14 protein-coding genes and 1 pseudogene are annotated in these 16,142 nt (G+C 73.5%); 5 read left to right on the top strand and 10 right to left on the bottom strand.

Translation table 11 applies throughout. From position 1 onward, the window contains the following. Positions 1-10 precede the first annotated feature (10 nt). Together ACH4K4_RS00925 and ACH4K4_RS00920 are read right to left on the bottom strand one after the other, a co-directional pair. Positions 11-2,353, bottom strand: a complete 2,343-nt coding sequence (locus ACH4K4_RS00925; RefSeq protein WP_398163845.1) for an FUSC family protein — start codon at positions 2,351-2,353, stop codon at positions 11-13. A gap of 308 nt (positions 2,354-2,661) precedes the next feature. Beyond that, positions 2,662-3,723: an ATP-dependent DNA ligase gene (locus tag ACH4K4_RS00920; protein ID WP_398163844.1), complete on the bottom strand. Its 1,062-nt coding sequence runs from the start codon at positions 3,721-3,723 to the stop codon at positions 2,662-2,664. 90 nt (positions 3,724-3,813) lie between these two features. On the opposite strand from ACH4K4_RS00920, the gene ligD reads away from it, so the two are divergent. Then, positions 3,814-4,818 (top strand): non-homologous end-joining DNA ligase, encoded by a 1,005-nt coding sequence (ligD, locus tag ACH4K4_RS00915; protein ID WP_398163843.1) that lies wholly within the window; start codon positions 3,814-3,816, stop codon positions 4,816-4,818. A 28-nt stretch (positions 4,819-4,846) separates the two neighbouring features. Here the strand turns inward: ligD and ACH4K4_RS00910 are convergent, their stop codons facing one another. Beyond that, positions 4,847-5,551 carry a hypothetical protein gene (locus ACH4K4_RS00910; protein ID WP_398163842.1) on the bottom strand — a complete coding sequence of 235 codons (705 nt, stop codon included), beginning with the start codon at positions 5,549-5,551 and terminating at the stop codon, positions 4,847-4,849. Further along, on the bottom strand, positions 5,551-6,096 hold the full coding sequence (locus tag ACH4K4_RS00905; protein WP_398163841.1) for a SigE family RNA polymerase sigma factor: 546 nt from the start codon (positions 6,094-6,096) through the stop codon (positions 5,551-5,553). The genes ACH4K4_RS00910 and ACH4K4_RS00905 overlap by 1 nt, the downstream gene beginning before the upstream one ends. 305 nt (positions 6,097-6,401) lie before the next feature. On the opposite strand from ACH4K4_RS00905, the gene ACH4K4_RS00900 reads away from it, so the two are divergent. Together ACH4K4_RS00900 and ACH4K4_RS00895 are read left to right on the top strand one after the other, a co-directional pair. After that, positions 6,402-7,211: an endo-1,4-beta-glucanase gene (locus ACH4K4_RS00900; RefSeq protein WP_398163840.1), complete on the top strand. Its 810-nt coding sequence runs from the start codon at positions 6,402-6,404 to the stop codon at positions 7,209-7,211. Positions 7,212-7,265: 54 nt separating this feature from the next. Continuing rightward, positions 7,266-8,189: a virginiamycin B lyase gene (locus ACH4K4_RS00895; protein WP_398163839.1), complete on the top strand. Its 924-nt coding sequence runs from the start codon at positions 7,266-7,268 to the stop codon at positions 8,187-8,189. Positions 8,190-8,243: 54 nt separating this feature from the next. Here the strand turns inward: ACH4K4_RS00895 and ACH4K4_RS00890 are convergent, their stop codons facing one another. From ACH4K4_RS00890 to ACH4K4_RS00865, 6 genes and pseudogenes are all read right to left on the bottom strand, one after another. Next, positions 8,244-8,918 (bottom strand): hypothetical protein, encoded by a 675-nt coding sequence (locus ACH4K4_RS00890; RefSeq protein WP_398163838.1) that lies wholly within the window; start codon positions 8,916-8,918, stop codon positions 8,244-8,246. Further along, positions 8,915-9,871: a WXG100 family type VII secretion target gene (locus tag ACH4K4_RS00885; protein ID WP_398163837.1), complete on the bottom strand. Its 957-nt coding sequence runs from the start codon at positions 9,869-9,871 to the stop codon at positions 8,915-8,917. The genes ACH4K4_RS00890 and ACH4K4_RS00885 overlap by 4 nt, the downstream gene beginning before the upstream one ends. Then, positions 9,871-10,182 (bottom strand): hypothetical protein, encoded by a 312-nt coding sequence (locus ACH4K4_RS00880; RefSeq protein ID WP_398163836.1) that lies wholly within the window; start codon positions 10,180-10,182, stop codon positions 9,871-9,873. The genes ACH4K4_RS00885 and ACH4K4_RS00880 overlap by 1 nt, the downstream gene beginning before the upstream one ends. A gap of 138 nt (positions 10,183-10,320) precedes the next feature. Continuing rightward, a pseudogene (locus ACH4K4_RS00875) lies at positions 10,321-10,898 on the bottom strand (HAD family hydrolase). A gap of 22 nt (positions 10,899-10,920) precedes the next feature. Then, a complete protein-coding gene (locus ACH4K4_RS00870; protein ID WP_398163835.1) occupies positions 10,921-11,403 on the bottom strand; it encodes an Lrp/AsnC family transcriptional regulator in 483 nt (160 codons plus the stop codon). 112 nt (positions 11,404-11,515) lie between these two features. After that, positions 11,516-12,808: a YeeE/YedE family protein gene (locus ACH4K4_RS00865; protein WP_398163834.1), complete on the bottom strand. Its 1,293-nt coding sequence runs from the start codon at positions 12,806-12,808 to the stop codon at positions 11,516-11,518. A 459-nt stretch (positions 12,809-13,267) separates the two neighbouring features. Here ACH4K4_RS00865 and ACH4K4_RS00860 point away from each other — a divergent pair, with 459 nt between their 5' ends. Together ACH4K4_RS00860 and ACH4K4_RS00855 are read left to right on the top strand one after the other, a co-directional pair. Continuing rightward, positions 13,268-14,776, top strand: a complete 1,509-nt coding sequence (locus ACH4K4_RS00860; protein ID WP_398163833.1) for an FUSC family protein — start codon at positions 13,268-13,270, stop codon at positions 14,774-14,776. A gap of 181 nt (positions 14,777-14,957) precedes the next feature. Beyond that, a complete protein-coding gene (locus ACH4K4_RS00855; RefSeq protein ID WP_398163832.1) occupies positions 14,958-16,016 on the top strand; it encodes a lactonase family protein in 1,059 nt (352 codons plus the stop codon). Positions 16,017-16,142 lie beyond the last annotated feature (126 nt).

Below are 16,142 nucleotides of genomic sequence, written 5' to 3'. Positions count from 1 at the left end.
GAAGGTCAGCTCACGTCCGGGCGGTCTTGGTGTCGGGCCGTCCCGCGCGTTGCGGCTTGGCTTCCGGTCGTCCCGCCACCGGTACCTCCAGCGGGCGGGCCAGGCCCGCGACGCCCTCGTCGAGGCGCTGGAGATGGCGCAGGACCCGGTAGGTGACGGTGCCGGCGTGGGGGGTGGACGTGGTGTCGGATTCGAGGAGGGAGGCGATGGTGGCGCCGGAGTTGACCTTGGCGTCGGTGTGCTCGCCCCGTATGTGGGCGGCGATGGTCTCGATGTTGTGGGCGATGCGCCGGCCGACGCGCTCCAGGCGGGGGTCGGCCGCGATGGTCTTGCTGTAGGGGAGCAGTTCGGCGGTCGCGGCCAGGGAGCGGGCGTGGTAGGCGCAGGTTTCCAGGAGGGCGACGAGGTAGCGGACGGTCTGGCGGCGTACGCGCAGGGGGCTGATCGGGTGGGTCAGCGGGCGGGTGGAGGCGCGGAGTTCGTCGAGGGCGGTGTCCAGGTCGCGGGAGAGGCTCAGGAGGTCGGCGGCGGGGCCGCCGCTGAGCTGGTCGACGGAGGCCGATACGACGTCGTCCAGCTTGCCGAGGACCGTGCCGAGGAGGTCGTCGGTGCGCCGGTCGGTGTGCACCGGCAGGACGACGGCCGCGGCGATGATGCCGCAGGCGGCACCGAGAGCGGTTTCCTCGATGCGCAGGATGAGGACGTCGAGGCTGTAGGTGTTCAGGAGGGTGTACAGGAGGCCGAGCATCGCCGTGACGAAGAAGGACATCAGGGCGTAGGAGAGGGGCGCCGTGAAGAACATGGCGAAGACGAAGAGGAGGATCAGCGCGAACGCCGTCCAGGTGTGGTTGCCGACCAGGCCCGCGAGCGCCACACCGGCGATCACGCCGAGGACCGTGCCGAGCAGCCGGCGGTAGCCCTTGATGATGATCTCGCCCGTGGAGGCGGTGTTGAGGAAGACGACCCAGCAGGTCAGCACGGCCCAGTACCACCGCTGGGCGGAGAGGAACTCGCCGCCGACGATGGCGAGCGTGGAGCCCACCGCGATCTGGAACGCGGCCCGGGTGGTGGGGCGCTGCAGGCCGGTGCGGTCGTCCTCCTCGGGTTCCTCGGCGCCGGCGAGCGCGACGTCCTCGGCGTCGAACTCCTCCCGGGAGCGGGTCGTCGCCGGGGAGTCGTCCGATTCGTCCTGCGGCCCGTCCAGCGCGAGCCGCAGGCCCAGGACGGAGCGGGCGGCCTCGCCGATGCCGCGGAAGACGTCCTGGACCGCGATGGAGGCGCGCGGCAGGTTGTCGTCGTCGCGGTAGCCGAGGAGCCGGTTGCGTACGTGGGCGACCGCGGTGCCCGGGCGGTCGGACGCCGGCCGGGACACCAGCAGGTGCAGGGCGTTGAGGTCCCGGCGCAGGGTGACGGTCGCGTCGTCCTCGGCCCGCATCAGGTTCTTCGCGGTGGGCAGCGGTGCCTGCGGCAGGTGGAGGGTGAGGGTGTCGGCGCGTTCGGCGCTGCGGGCGTTGAGGAGCAGGACGCCCAGCCGTTCGGTGGCGATCTCGGCGTCCGCGACGCGGCGCTGCAGGAGGGCGGCGGTGGCCGGGTCGCGGGTGCCGTCCTCCAGGCGGCCCTGGATCATCAGCGCCGACTCGTGCAGCCGGGCGGTGTGCCGCCGCAGGTCGTCGAGGACCTTGTCCAGCTGGTCGGGGCCGGCGTCCAGCAGCTCGATGTGGGTGGCCACCAGCTGGGCGACCCGGGCCCGGAAGGCGCCGCGCAGCCATTGCAGGATGCGCTGCGGCGTCTCCGGTACGACGGTGAACCGTACGACGGCGCTGCACGCGAAGCCGATGGCCAGGGTCAGCGCCAGCACGGGCAGGGCGGATATGGTGGCGCCGACGAACAGGGAAACGAAGTAGGTCTGGAAGCCGATCAGGCCGAGGGCGGTGCCGCGGTCGCCGAAGCGGCGGGAGTAGACGGCGCCGAAGATCAGGGCGACGAAGAAGACGTCTCCCGCGATGATGTGGCTGTGCAGCAGCGCGCCGAGGGACACCGCGGCGAGCGCCACGGGCAGGCCGAGCGCGAGGGTGACCGCCTGGCCGCGTACCTGCTTCTCCTTGATCGCGAAGGTGGCGACCATGGCCGTCATGGCTCCCGCGACCAGGTGCGTGACATCGGTGCCGAGCACGGCGAGGGCGACGAGGGTGAGCGCGATGGCCGCCACCGTACGCAGTCCCGCCATCAGCCGCAGCAGACCTGGGTCGGACGCCGCGAAGCGGTCCCACACACCGGTCAGGCTCCGTCGTATCACTGCCCCCACGCTGTCGTACTCTCCCGTCTCTGCCGTGATCTGCCAACGCTTCAGCATCCCATGGCCGGGAATTGACCGACGGTGTCTGCCGGTGGGCGTGCGGGGTTTGTGGCGGGGTTGTGACGATCCTCGGAAAATGTGCAGACGACGAGGTTCAGCGGTTTAGCGGCCTGCTTATGCCGGCGCTTTCGTCGCGGCGCCGGCCAATGCCCGCGCTTTTGCGCCGGCCCATGATTACGGCGGGGGGTGATCGCCGAGTTCGCGGAGTTCTGCGCGGAGCCCGACTTCGGTGCGAAAACTCGGTCGTTCGCCTGCCGAAGTCCGTGTCCTGCCGCGTGAAAAGAGTTTTTTGGGGCGGCCCGGTGTCAGGCGCCGAGGACCTCCGACAGGTTGTAGCGGACCGGTTCCTCCAGCTGCGCGTACGTGCACTGTTCCGGCTCGCGGTCGGGGCGCCAGCGGCGGAACTGGGCGGTGTGCCGGAAGCGGTCGCCCTGCATGTGGTCGTAGGCGGCCTCCAGGACGCGTTCCGGGCGCAGCGGGACCCAGGACAGGTCCTTCTTGCCCGTCCAGCGGCTGGGCCCGCCCGGCAGCCGGCCCGCCGCCTGCGCCTCCTCGCTGGTCCACTCCTCCCACGGATGGCCCGCGACGGAGTCCATCCGCAGCGGCGCCAGCTCCTCCATCAGCTCCTGGCGCCGGCGCATGGAGAAGGACGCGCACACGCCGACGTGCTGGAGCCGCCCGCCCTCGTCGTACAGGCCCAGCAGCAGGGAGCCCACCACCGGCCCGCTCTTGTGCGGGCGCAGGCCCGCCACCACGCAGTCGGCGGTCCGCTCGTGCTTGGTCTTGACCATGACCCGCCGGCCCGGCCGGTACGGCAGAGCGGGCGGCTTGGCGACGACCCCGTCGAGCCCGGCCCCCTCGAAGTGCTCGAACCAGTCGCGGGCCTCCTCGATGTCGTAGGTGACGGGCGCGGTGAACACCGGGTCGGCGGCGTCGCGCAGCGCCGCTGTCAGGGCCTGCCTGCGGTCTTGCTGCGCTTCGGCCATCAGCGACGCGTCGCCGAGGGCGAGCAGGTCGAAGGCGACGAAGGCGGCCGGTGTCACCTCCGCCAGGTGGCGTACCCGGGAGTCGGCGGGGTGGATGCGTTCCAGCAGGGCGTCGAAGTCCAGGCGCCCGTCCCGGGCGATGACGATTTCGCCGTCCAGTACGCAGCGCGGCGGCAGCTGCCCGCGCAGGGCCTCGACCAGCTCGGGGAAGTACCGGGTGAGCGGCTTGCCGGAGCGGCTGCCCAGCTCCACCTCGTCGCCGTCGCGGAAGACGATGGCCCGGAAGCCGTCCCACTTGGCTTCGTACTGTATGCCGGGCGGGATGGCCGGGGCGGCCTTCGCCAGCATCGGCTCCACCGGGGGCATCACGGGAAGGTCCATGGGGGCGATTGTGCGGTGGGCCGCGGGGGCGATAAGCGGTACGCGCCCGCTCGACGGGCGGGGGGTGCCCGTACGGCCTAGCGTGGGTGCATGGCAGAGTCGCTGGAGCTGGTGGCGGGCGGGCGGACGGTGCGGGTGTCGCACCCGGACAAGGTCTACTTCCCGCAGCGCGGCTTCACCAAGGCCGATGTCGTCCGCTATTACCTGAGCGTCGGCGACGGGATCCTGCGCGCTCTGAAGGACCGGCCCACCACGTTGGAGCGGTATCCCGACGGAGTCGGAGGAGAATCGTTTTTTCAGAAGCGGGCGCCCAAGAACCTCCCCGACTGGATACCGACCGGCCGGATCTCCTTCCCCAGCGGCCGGTACGCCGACGAGATCTGCCCCACCGAACCCGCCGCCGTCCTGTGGGCGGCCAACCTCGGCTGCCTGACCTTCCACCCCTGGCCGGTGCGCAGGGGCGACACCGAGCACCCGGACGAACTGCGCATCGACCTCGACCCGCAGCCGGGCACGGACTACGCGGACGCGGTACGGGCCGCCCTCGCCCTGCGCGACGTCCTCGACGGACTCGGCCTCGCCGGCCGACCCAAGACCTCCGGCGGCCGCGGCCTGCACGTCTTCGTCCCCATCGCGCCCGACTGGACCTTCACCCAGGTCCGGCGCGCGGCGATCGCGGTGGCCAGGGAGCTGGAGCGGCGCGACCCCGGGCACGTCACCACGTCCTGGTGGAAGGAGGAGCGGGGCGCCAGGATCTTCGTGGACTACAACCAGACGGCGCGCGACCGCACGATCGCCAGCGCCTATTCGGTGCGCCCCTTCCCGCACGCGCCGGTGTCCGCACCCCTGCGCTGGGAGGAACTGCCCGACGCCGTACCGGAGGACTTCGACCTCCTCACCATGCCGGCCCGCTTCGCCGAGCACGGTGACCTGCACGCCGGTATGGACGCCCACCCCTGCCGCCTGGAGGCGGCCCTCGAACTCGCCGACCGCGACGAGCGCGAGCACGGGCTCGGCGACCTGCCGTACCCGCCGGAGCACCCGAAGATGAAGGGCGAACCCAAGCGGGTGCAACCGAGCCGCGCGAAGAAATAGCGCACGGCCCGGTCCGCACGCCGGTGTCTCAGAAGGCCCCCCGTACGTGCAGCCCGCCGCCTGCCGACCCGGCCGACGCCGCGTACGAGTCGTCCTTGGCGTCCCGGCCGCCCTCCGCGTGGTTGTACTGTCCCGCGAAGACGTGCTGCCCGGCGGGCACGGTGCGCCCCGGCTTGAGCGTCCACCGGTAGACGAGCACGCCGCCACGCTCGCCCACGGTCACCGTGAAGTCGGACTCGGGCCGTGTGCTCCAGTGGCCCGTGTCCGCCACGCCGCCGGTCTGGGCGATCCGCAGCTCCACGGTGAGCGCGGTCAGCGGGCGCCCGGTCTTGAGGGTGACGTTGCTCTGTGACCAGTAGATGTTGCTGTGCGGGTCGACGGAGCCGTCCGACCACAGCGGGCCGTCCTCCGGCCGGGGCGCGCCGCGGCCCGTGTCCCCGGCGGGCGGGCCGGCGGGCGGCAGCGGACGGGTGGTCACCTTCCCCGGCGGGCCGGGGGCTTCGGCGATCGCCGCCACCGCGTACCCCCCGGCGATCAGTGCGCCCACCGTCGCGGCGGTCGCGAGGGCGATGCGCGGCCACGAGCGGGCCGGTGCCGGGCCGCGGCGCCCCTCCGTACGGGCTTCGGCGCGGCCCGCCATCCCACGCTCCACCCGCGCGAGCATCCGGGTACGGTCCGGCCGGTACGCCAGCGCCGCCTCGCGCAGTTCCCCGCGCAGGTTCTCGTCCGCCATCAGTGCCTCCTCCCCGCGAGGTCGTCCGCGGCCCCCGCGCCCAGGTGCCGCTGGAGTTCCGCCATGCCCCGGGAGGTCTGGCTCTTCACCGTACCGACGGAGACGCCCAGGGCGCGGGCGGTGTCCCGCTCCGACAGGTCGAACGCGTGCCGCAGCACGACGCACGCACGCTTGCGGAAGGGCAGCCGTTCCAGTGCCTGGCGGACGTCCACGACCGCGGCCACGTCGGGGCCGTCGGACCGCTCGGCGCGCTGTGACCAGAACAGGGCGACACGGCGCCGTTCGCGCACGGTGCTGCGGATGCGGCCGCGGGCCATGTTGGCGACCACCCCGCGGGCGTAGGCCACCGGGTGCTCCGCGCCGCGCACCCGGTCCCACCGGTGCCACAGGGCGAGCAGCGCGTCCGCCGCGAGGTCGTCGGCGGCGTCCGCCTCGCCCGTGAGCAGGTGGGCCAGGCGGGCCAGTTCGGCGTGGTGGCGCTCGAAGAAGGCGTGGAACTCCGCGGACGCGGCGTCGGTACCGGCGGTGCCGCGTGCGGTGCTCATGCCGCGCGAAGGGGCGGACGGGATCATGCCAACCCTTCGGTTCGCGGTGGTTGCGGCCGGTGACCGGGGCGGGCGGAAAGGCCGGGAAGGCTGAGCACGGTGCGGGCTTCCTTGGTCGGGGACACTCTGACAGCCCCCAGTTGCCGCCGTTGCGCGAAAGGTTGCCGCCGCCCGCCATCGAATTCCCCCGGAGCCGGGACGCCGTGCCGGGGCGGCCGGATGCCGTGCCTGGGAGCCGGCCGGAGCAACCCTTTCCGGCCCGGCGGCAACCAGGAAGCATTGACCCCGACCGGAAAGGCCGTCCCATGGCAGCACCTGGCCGTCACCGCTCGTCCCGCAAGCGCTTCCTCGCCGCGACGCTCGCCGCCGCCGCGATCGGCGGCGGAGCCTTCTTCGGCCTCGACGCCTCCTCCCGCTCCGCCCGCGCGGCGGACGGCTGCGCGCCGAACGAGTCCACCCCCATGGGCAAGTACTGGCTCAACAACAACACCTGGGGAGCCGACACCGGTTCCGGATGGAGCTGTACTTGGTCCGCCTACCAGTCCGGGAACACCATCGGCTGGGGCACCGCTTACGAATGGTCCGGTGCGCCGGAATCGGTGAAGTCCTACGCGAGCAGCGTGCTCGGCTGGCATTGGGGTTGGAAATCCGGCGCCACGGGACTGCCGGTGCGCTTGGACGCGAAGACGCCGGTACGCGCGAAGTGGACGTACAAGGTGAAGGAGACCAAGGCGGGCGCCTACAACGTCGCCTACGACCTCTGGCTCCACGACAGGGCGGACACGGACTGGCGGAGCCGGCCCAAGCACGAGGTCATGGTGTGGCTCGCCAAGGGCGGCGCCGCCGCTCCGCTGGGCACCCGGCAGCAGCGCGTGAAGATCGCCGGTGCGTACTGGGACCTGTACTCCGGAAAGACCGGCTGGAACGTCCACTCCTTCGTCCGCGTCGGCAACACCACGTCGTCCGACCTCGACCTGAACGAGTTCCTCCAAGCGCTCGTCCGCCGCGGCGCGGTGGCGAAGACCGACTACCTCAGCGGCGTCGAGGCGGGCACGGAAGCCTTCACGGGCAAGGCGCAACTGGACACCACCGCGTACTCGGCCGACATCGGCTGAGCCGCGCGGCAGCCGGGCGGCTCGCCGTCCGGCGTGATCAGTAGGATGCGGCGCATGTCGTCCCGGCCAGAAGTCACCTTGCGGGAGTTCCCCGTGTCCGGGCCCGGTGCCGGGCCGTACGCGTTGGCCACCGGGGCGGACGGGGCCCTGTGGTGCACGCTCGTGCACCGGGGGCGCCTTGCCCGGATGACGACGGCGGGGGAGGTCACCACCTGCCCGCTGCCCACCGCCACCGGCGGGCCGACCATGATCGCTGCGGGTGCCGACGGCGCGCTGTGGTGCACCGAGTTCAAGGAGCACCGCATCGCCCGTGTCGTCCCCGGGAGCGGCGGCGCCTCCGGGGCGAAGGTGGAATCCTTCACCCTGCCGACGGCGGACGCGGGCCCCCTCGGCATCACCGCAGGGCCGGACGGCGCGGTCTGGTTCACCGAGTCCGCCGCCGACCGCATCGGCCGCATCACGGCGGACGGCACGGTCACCGAGTACGAGCTGCCGGTACGCGGCGCCTTCGCCTCGGTGATCACGGCGGGGCCGGACGGCGGTCTGTGGTTCACCGCCAACCAGGCCAACGCGATCGGCCGGACCGGACTCGACGGCGAGACCGTCCTGTACGACCTGCCGACGCCCGGCGCCGCCCCCGTCGGGATCACGGCGGGCCCCGACGGCGCCCTGTGGTTCGTGGAGATCGGTGCCGGGCGGATCGGCCGCATCACCACCGACGGCACCGTCGGGACCTACCCCCTGCCGGACCGGGAGTGCCGCCCGCACGCGATCGCCGCGGGCGCGGACGGCGCCCTGTGGTTCACCGAGTGGGGCGCCGGCCGCATCGGCCGGATCACCACCGACGGGCGCATCGACGCGTACGACCTCCCGGACCGCGCCGGGGAGCCGCACGGCATCGCACCCGGCCCCGACGGCGCGATGTGGGCGGCGCTGGAGACCGGCTCGCTGGTGCGCGTCGAGGTGCGGCACCCGTAGCGGCGCACCCGTAGCGGCGTTACGGTCCGGCGGCGGTCGCCCGCCGCAGGACGCTCAAGGCATCGGGTCGGTGTGGCGCAGCCGGCGCGGGAACTGCTCGACGAGTGTGCCCCAGCCGCCGAGGGGGAGGAACACCGTCACCCACGAGCCGTCGGCGAAGCCGATCTCGTGCGTGCCGTGCCGTACGTCCTTGCGGTCCCGCAGCCAGGTGACGTCCTGACGGGCCACCGCGTACGCGTGCTCGACGGCGCCGGCCACCTTCTTGCCGTCCGAGGAGAGTTGTACGCGCACCACGTGCAACCCGGTCCCGGTGAGCAGCAGCACCGACAGGTACTTCTTCTCGGTACGCGGGCGCAGAGCCGCCGCCAGCCGCCCCGCCGCGCTCTGCCAGCCGCCGTGCCACTGCGCGCTGCGGTCCTCGCCCCGCCGGTCCCACGCGTCCAGCGCCGCATTGAAGGGGTTGACCCGGTCCAGCGCCAGCTCGACGCGCTCCGCGCCGTTCAGCAGCCGGTCGGTGGCGGTGGGCCGGATGCCGAAGGCGTCCACCCGGTACGGCGCCGGGGGCTGCGGCACCCGCTCGCCCGGCTCGACGGTGTGGCCGTCCACCACCGTCTCGCCGGGCGGCAGCAGCGCCGCCGCCCGCGCCTTGGCCTCGCGCACCAGCGCGTGCCGGTCGGGCGGTGTCACCCACGCCTTGAGGCCGGACCACAACGCCCCGCCGATGCTCATCCGAACGCCTCCCGGACGGACTTCTTGGCCTGGTCGGGATTCTGCCCCATGCGCTCGTCGAAGCTCTGCGACGGCGGCCGGGTGCCGTACTCGACCGCCTCCTCCGCGAGCGCGGGGCCGTTCTCCATGACCGAGCCGGACACGGCGCCGCCCATGTCGACGCCGAGCACTCCCTTGGCCAGCTTCTTGCCCTGCTTCCACGCCATGTACTGGGCGAGGTCGGTCATCTCGGGCCGCTCGCCGCGCAGCAGACTCCCCGCGACCCGCCTCTTCGCGCCCTTCCACTCCTTGATCTTCGCGCGGTCCAGTCCGCGCAAGTAGCGGCGCAGCCGGGAGAGTTTGGCCAGGGCCTGGGTCTGGCGGGCGATGTCGGCCAGCTTGTCGGCCAGTTTCGCCGCGATACGGGTCGCCTTGGCCGCCCGGTACGCCACGTTCGCCGCGCCCGCCAACGGGCCGATCGCCGCCGCGGCGCCCGCCGTCAGCACCGACAGGATCGCGGTGGTCGCGGCGGTGACCATCAGCGCCTCGACGATCTCGACGAGGAGGTCCATCATCGCCTGCTCGGCGATCGCGCAGGCCGCGCCCGCCATCTCCAGCAGCTCGGCGACGGTGTCCATGTCGTCGGCCTCGCCGAGCAGGGCCTGCTCGAAGTCGGTCATGGTCTTGCTGAAGCCCTGGGCGGCCTCGCTCTCCCACGCCCGCTCGACGGTCCTGCGCTCGGCGACCAAATCCGCCACGACGTCCCGGAGGTCGCGGGCGGCGTCGCGCCACTCCTGCGCCGTCTTCTCCAGCAGTTCGCTGTCCCCGGTGACCCAGTCGAACCAGTCGTCGGCGCCGCACTGCTTGAGGATCGCCTTGATGACCTCGTCGAGGGTGGCCGCGAGGGGGTTGCTCCAGTCCAGTACGTAATTGACGCGGTCGAGCGCACTGCCCGCGGCCTGGCCGACGCCCATCAGGCACCGCCCCCGAAGCCGCTCGCCGTCTCTTCCTCGTTGGCGTCGTAGTGGTCCGCGGACCCGCGCACGGCGTCGGCGATGGAGCGCAGCATCTCCGCGCTGTCCTCCAGGTCCGTACCGGACTGGTCCTTCTGCTCCATGTAATCGGAGCGGAGGTTGTTGGCCTCCGGCAGCTGCCCGAAGGTGCCGTCCGACAGATCCAGCGCGGCCGTCCGGCTGCGGATCTTCGCGATCCGGTCGGCCGCGCTCTCGGCGGCGCGCGCGTAGGCGCGCAGCGCGTCGCTCTCGACGTTGGTGCCCTGACTCATGAGACCCCCGTTGCCAGTCTTTTGCCAAGTCATGACACACGAGCCCCTCGCGTACGTCAATCCGGGCCCCGGCGTACGGGGTGTTGGCCCCCTTTTCGTCCGATGTGGAAGCGGCGGGGCGGCCATGCGGGCGTGCCGTTATCCCTCGGCCTTGAGCCACCGGTAGGCGGCCTGCGCCGTGAACTCCCGCCGACCGCCCGCGAAGAGCAGACCGGCGCTACCGAACGCGGGGTCCGTGGCCGTCTCCGGCATGTACGGGATCGCGATGCACCGCATCCCCGCCCGGCGCGCGGCCTCCGCGCCCGGCGGCGCGTCCTCCGGCACCACGCACGTGTCCGGCGCCGCGTCCAGCCGCCGCGCCGCCTCCAGGAAGACGTCCGGCTCCGGCTTGCCGCGCCCGACCTCCTCGGCGGACACGAGCACGGTCAGCCGCGCCTCCAGACCGGTCCCGGTGAGCTCCGCCTCTATCGCGGGCCGTGCATGCCGTGCTCCCGCTTCAGGACCTCCAGCGTCTCGCGGGTGCCGATGCCGATGAAGCGGGTGTGGTGCTCCCAGGTGAAGCCGGTGACGCCGTGTTCGGCGAGCAACCGGCGCCCCGCTTCGTAGTAGTTCGGCTCGCTGTCCACGAGCGTGCCGTCCCAGTCGAAGAGGACCGGGGTGGGGGAGGGGGCCAGGGGGCGGGCGGGGACCGGGGAGGCGCCGGCGGGACTGCTCATGGCCCCCGGCATGCCAACGGGGTCACCGGCGCGGCTTCGCGGCACCGCCCACGGCTTCGACCAGCGGCAGCATCCGGTGCGGCACCCGCTCGCGCAGGGCCACCTCGGTGCGCGTCCGGACCACGCCCGGCATCTTGATCAGCTGCTGGATCACGTCTTCCAGGTGCGCCGCGTCCCGCGCGACCACCCGCGTCAGCAGGTCGCCGCCGCCGGTCGTCGAGAACGCCTCGATGATCTCCGGCACCTCGGACAGCGCCTCGGCGACGTCCTCCAGGTGCCCCTGGGTGACCTCGATGTGCACGAAGGCGAGGACCGGGTGGCCGAGCGCGGCGGGGGACAGGCGCGGCCCGTAGGCCGTGATCACCCCGTCCCGCTCCAGCCGGTCCAGCCGCGCCTGGACCGTGCCCCGGGCGATGCCGAGGATACGGGCGTACTCCCGCACGCTGGTACGCGGCTGCTCCAGCAGCAGTCGCAGGATCTTCGCGTCGAGCGTGTCCACGGCCACGGGCCAACGGCCTCCTCAGAGTCGGCACAGATCCCGTCGACCGTACCAATGGCCCACCTGCGGTGGAGCCCGGTGGGCCGGCGGCCCGCTGTCGCGGTGCCCGCCCCGGCCGTCAGCAGACGCCGTCGCCGGGCTTCGGATTGGCCAGCCGGAACGCGGGGCGCAGCTTCAGCCCGGCCCAGGTGCCGAGCAGGGCCGTCGCACCCCAGATCCAGCCGTGCAGGCTGCCGGAGGCGATGCCCGCGAGGTAGGCGCCGATGTTGCAGCCGCCGGCCAGCCGGGCGCCGACGCCCATCAGGACGCCGCCCACGACGGCCGCGACCGCGGTGCGCCAGGGAGTGCCCCGGTGCAGCGCCCAGGTGCCGCCCAGCGCGGCGGCGACCGCGGCGCCGATCATGATGCCGATGTCGGTGAGGCTCGTCTTGTCGGCCAGCACGGGGCCGGCGAGCGCGTGCGCGTTGCCGGGCTTCTGCCAGTAGGACCAGGTTTCCGGGTGCCCGCCCACGGCGCTCACCAGCTTCGCGCCCCACAGGCTGAAGGCGCTGGTCACACCCCAGGCGCCGCCGGAGACGAGGAGCACGCCCCCGCCCAGCAGCGCCAGCGCCACCGCGCCGGCCGCCAGCGGCCAGGACCCGCGCAGGACCCTGGCGGTCGGGGCCTTCGCCGAGGGGACGGGGCCGGTCGGCGGCGGGTTGCGGCGTGCCTGGACCGCACGGCTGACGACCACGACGACGCCCAGCGCCAGTACGGTGACGGCCCACGATCCGAACCAGCCGACGTGGTCGGCGAACACGACCGGCTCGAACGCCGGCAGGTCCCGCCACAGGTCGAACTGCCAGGCAGCCAGCGTGGAACCGGCAATGAAGCCGCCCAGCGTGAGCACGATGGACGTCTGTCCCGAGCCCACCGCGAACAGCGTGCCCGAGGCGCAGGCGCCGCCCAGCTGCATGCCGACGGCGAAGACGAACGAGCCGATGAGCAGCCCCACGCCCAGCGGCCCGCCCGAGGGCGCGGGCGCTGCTCCGAACAGTCCGGTGCCGGTGCCGATGACCAGGGCGAACAGCGTCGCCGTCGTGCCGAGCAGCAGTGCGTGGGCGCGCAGCCCGGTGCCGTTGCCCACGGCGACGAGCTGCCGCCAGGCCGAGGTGAACCCGAAGCGCGAGTGGAACAGGGCGACCCCGAGGCCGAGCCCGAGCAGCAGGAGGACGCCCGGCTTCGCGCCGTACGAGGCGAAGACGTGGCCCGCCAGCGCGACGGCGATCAGCAGGCCGACGGCGAGTGGCACACGGCGGACCGGCGGCGCGGCGGGAGCCGCGGGCCGGGGCCTGGAGGTGGGCGCGGGGTTGAGCAGGGCCGGGGCGGGCCGGGGCGTTTCGATCAGCGGATCGGATGGAGCTGTGGTCACAGCGGGCTCCGTGAGGTGAGCGGTGGTGCGTGCGTCGGGAGGCGCGCCGAAGGCGCACGTCACCCCGGGAAGGCAGGGGGAGTCGCAGGTGCCGGGGCGCCCGTACCGGAGGGCACGGGCGGGCAGGCGTCAGCGGGGACAGAGCCCGTCGTCGACGCACCAGGCCGAGTTCGCGAAGAGCGCGAGACAGAGGAGGCGTGCGGGTGCGGACATGACATCGAGAGTAATGCGTGGGGGTTGCATGTGACGGCGGTGTTCCGCGATGTGGACGCAAAGGTGAGACGAAGACCATTGGCCTGCTTCTGGTCCAGCCACACCGCTTCTCGCTGTACCAATGGCTCACCACTCGCGCGCTCTGTTGAGCCAACAGCAGTGTTGATGTTGTCATAGCCCCGTCGATGGCGCTGCGGACTTCCGCGGCGCCTTTTTGATGCTGGCGGACAGAAGGGTGGGAAAACCGTGTGGAAGAGGGTGTTCGTGGCGCCGGATCCGGGACGGCTGCGGCTGCGCAGCGCCGCCCGGGCCGTGCTCGGCGTCGGCCTGGCGGTGGCCGTGTGCGGCGTCGTCGGCCACTCGCTGATCGGTGCCGTGGTGGGCGGGCTCGCCGCGCTGCTCGCGCTCTTCACCGTCGCGGACCCGACCATCCGGGGCCAGGTGGTCACCACGGCCCTGCTGCCGGTGGTCGGCTTCCCGGTGCTCGCCGCCGCGGCGATGCTGCACGACTACCCGCTCGTACGGGACACCGCCTTCCTCGCCATGGTCGGCGCGGGCGTCTACGCCCGCCGGTGGGGGCCGCGCGGCAACGCCCTCGGCATCTTCGCGTTCATGTCGTTCTTCGAGGCGCAGTTCCTGCGCACGGTGCCCGAGCAGCTCCCCGAGCTGTACGCCGCCACCGCGCTCTCCCTGGTGGCCTGCTCGGTCGTCCGCTTCGGGGTGTGGTGCTACGAGCGCCGGGTGCCGCCGGCCGCCCTCCCCGCCCTGCCGAGCGGCAAGGGCTTCGCCCGTTCGACGACCCGCCAGGCGGTCCAGGCGACCGCCGCCGGCGCGTTCGCCCTGGCGGCCGGCCAGGTGCTCTCCCACGAGCGCTGGTACTGGGCCGTCGGCGCCACGTGGTGGATCTTCGTCAACACCGCCTCGCGCGGCGAGACCGTGGTCCGCGGCTTCCGCCGGATGGCCGGCACGCTCCTCGGCATCCCCGCCGGTCTGCTCATCGCCGTACCGCTGGACGGCGCCGTGGCGCCCACCGCCGCCCTCATCGCCGTCTGCGTCTTCTCGATCTTCTACGCGTCCCCGGTCTCGTACACCTGGAACATGCTCGCGGTGACCTTGATGGTCGGGCTGCTGTACGGGCTGCTGGGCGTCCTGGACCCCGCCCTGCTCGCGCTGCGTCTCGCGGAGACCGGCGTCGGCGCGCTCAGCGCGGTCCTGGCCGTGCTCCTGGTGCTGCCGGTCACCACCCACGCCACGACCGACGCCTGGATCCAGCGCGCCCTGCGCTGCGTGCACCACTGCACCTCCGAGGCCGCCGCGCGCATCGCGGGCCGCGAGAGCGCCGACCCGGCCCCGCTCGTCGCCGAGCTGGAGGTCCTGCTCCGCCGGGTACGGCTCTCGCTGTCCCCGCTGGTGCACCCGCTGGCGCCGATGCGGGCCCGCAAGGGCCGGGCGCGGCAGGTGCTCGCGCTGCTCGACGACTGCGCCCGCGAGGTGCGCGGCCTGGCCTCCATCGCCGCCGACCCGGAGGCATCGCACGACGCCCGCCTCACCGCCGCCTGCCAGCGCGTGGAGGCCGCCGTCGAGGCGCTCACCGCGCCGGACCGGCCCCGCGAGGCGGGGGCCGCCACGGTCTCCGCTCCGCACCCGCCCGCCCTGGAGCCCGCGCTCGTCCACCTGCACGGCCTGGAACGGGCCCTGGCCGAACTGGCCGCACCGCTCCGCAGCTCCCCGCGCGCACCACTGGCCGACGCCTGAGGCCGGGCCGCCGCCTGCGCCGGGAGGCGGCGGCCGATCCGCGCGGGGCCGCCGCTGAGGGAGCTGTCGGTTTTCCGCCGGGCCGCTCATCGGCCGGGGTGGTGCGTCCGGTGGGCTGTTAGCGTCAGCGCGTACATCTCCATACGACGCGCAGGGCGGACGAAGGGCAGGCACAGCGCCGATGAGTGAGCCGACGGGCACGGCAGGCGGCGGGCAGCGGGCGTACATCGGGTCGTTCACGTCGGCGGGCGGGCGCGGCGTCATCACGGCGGCGGTCGACGCGGAGACGGGCGCGCTGACCCCGCTGCACGCCACGGACGAGGTCCGCGACCCGTCCTACCTCGCCCCGGCGCCGGACGGCCGCCACCTGTACGCGGTGAGCGAGACGTCCGACGGCGCGGCTGCCGCCTTCGCGCTCACGGAGAGCGGACCGGTGCTGGTCGCCGGCCCCGTGCCGGTGCGGGGCGCCGACCCCACCCACCTCGCCCTCTGGGCGGGGCACCTGCTGACGGCCAACTACAGCTCCGGCAGCGTCACCGCGCTGCCCGTACGGCCCGACGGCACCCTCGCGGAGCCGGCCGCCGTGCTGCGGCACGAGGGCGGCGGCCCGAACCCCGACCGCCAGGAGGGGCCGCATGCGCACGCCGTCCTGCCCGACCCCACCGGCCGCTGGCTGCTCAGCGTGGACCTGGGCACCGATTCCGTACGCGTCTGCGAACTCGCTCCGGCGGGCGGGGAGCTGACCGTACGCGACGAGGTACGGCTGCGCGCGGGCAGCGGGCCCCGGCACCTCGCCTTCCACCCGCGCGGCGACCACGCGTACGTCGTCAACGAGCTGGCCTCGACGGTCACCCCCTGCCGGTGGGACGCCGCCACCGGCACCCTCACCCCGCTGACGGAGACGGCGATTCTTCCCTCGTCGGTCACCGCCGAGAACTACCCCTCCGAACTGGTCGTCTCGCCCGACGGCCGCTTCGCCTGGGCCGCCAACCGGGGCCACGACAGCATCTCGGTCCTCGCCATCGGCGCGTCGGGGGACGAGGTCTCCCTGGTCACCACCGTGCCGTGCGGGGGCCACTGGCCCCGCGACCTGGCGCTGCACCCCGGAGGGCGGCACCTCTACGCGGCCAACGAACGCTCGGGGAACGTGGCCTGGTTCACCGTCGACCCCCGGACCGGAGTGCCGGAACCGGGCGGCTCGGCCGACGCTCCGGCCGCCTCCTGCGTGGTCTTCGCCTGACGTGCGCTTGCGGTGAGCCCGAAGGGCCGCAACCCAAGTACGGGAAGCGGCCCTTTTGCGATCGTGACGTTTCAGCGGTCTGTGACCGCCGGCGAGCGGGCGGCGGTCGGCAGCCGCCCCCGGGAG

It is taken from the genome of Streptomyces sp. NPDC017529 (genome assembly GCF_044329785.1).
Taxonomy (GTDB): domain Bacteria; phylum Actinomycetota; class Actinomycetes; order Streptomycetales; family Streptomycetaceae; genus Streptomyces.
Note: the sequence above shows the minus strand (reverse complement) of the source record. Positions and strands in the feature narration are given on the sequence as shown.

Coding starts and splice junctions, on each gene's coding strand:
- ACH4K4_RS00925 (WP_398163845.1), bottom strand. CDS start 2,353: ATGCTGAAGCGTTGGCAGATCACGGCAGAGACGGGAGAGTACGACAGC.
- ACH4K4_RS00920 (WP_398163844.1), bottom strand. CDS start 3,723: ATGGACCTTCCCGTGATGCCCCCGGTGGAGCCGATGCTGGCGAAGGCC.
- ligD (WP_398163843.1), top strand. CDS start 3,814: ATGGCAGAGTCGCTGGAGCTGGTGGCGGGCGGGCGGACGGTGCGGGTG.
- ACH4K4_RS00910 (WP_398163842.1), bottom strand. CDS start 5,551: ATGGCGGACGAGAACCTGCGCGGGGAACTGCGCGAGGCGGCGCTGGCG.
- ACH4K4_RS00905 (WP_398163841.1), bottom strand. CDS start 6,096: ATGAGCACCGCACGCGGCACCGCCGGTACCGACGCCGCGTCCGCGGAG.
- ACH4K4_RS00900 (WP_398163840.1), top strand. CDS start 6,402: ATGGCAGCACCTGGCCGTCACCGCTCGTCCCGCAAGCGCTTCCTCGCC.
- ACH4K4_RS00895 (WP_398163839.1), top strand. CDS start 7,266: ATGTCGTCCCGGCCAGAAGTCACCTTGCGGGAGTTCCCCGTGTCCGGG.
- ACH4K4_RS00890 (WP_398163838.1), bottom strand. CDS start 8,918: ATGAGCATCGGCGGGGCGTTGTGGTCCGGCCTCAAGGCGTGGGTGACA.
- ACH4K4_RS00885 (WP_398163837.1), bottom strand. CDS start 9,871: ATGGGCGTCGGCCAGGCCGCGGGCAGTGCGCTCGACCGCGTCAATTAC.
- ACH4K4_RS00880 (WP_398163836.1), bottom strand. CDS start 10,182: ATGAGTCAGGGCACCAACGTCGAGAGCGACGCGCTGCGCGCCTACGCG.
- ACH4K4_RS00855 (WP_398163832.1), top strand. CDS start 14,958: ATGAGTGAGCCGACGGGCACGGCAGGCGGCGGGCAGCGGGCGTACATC.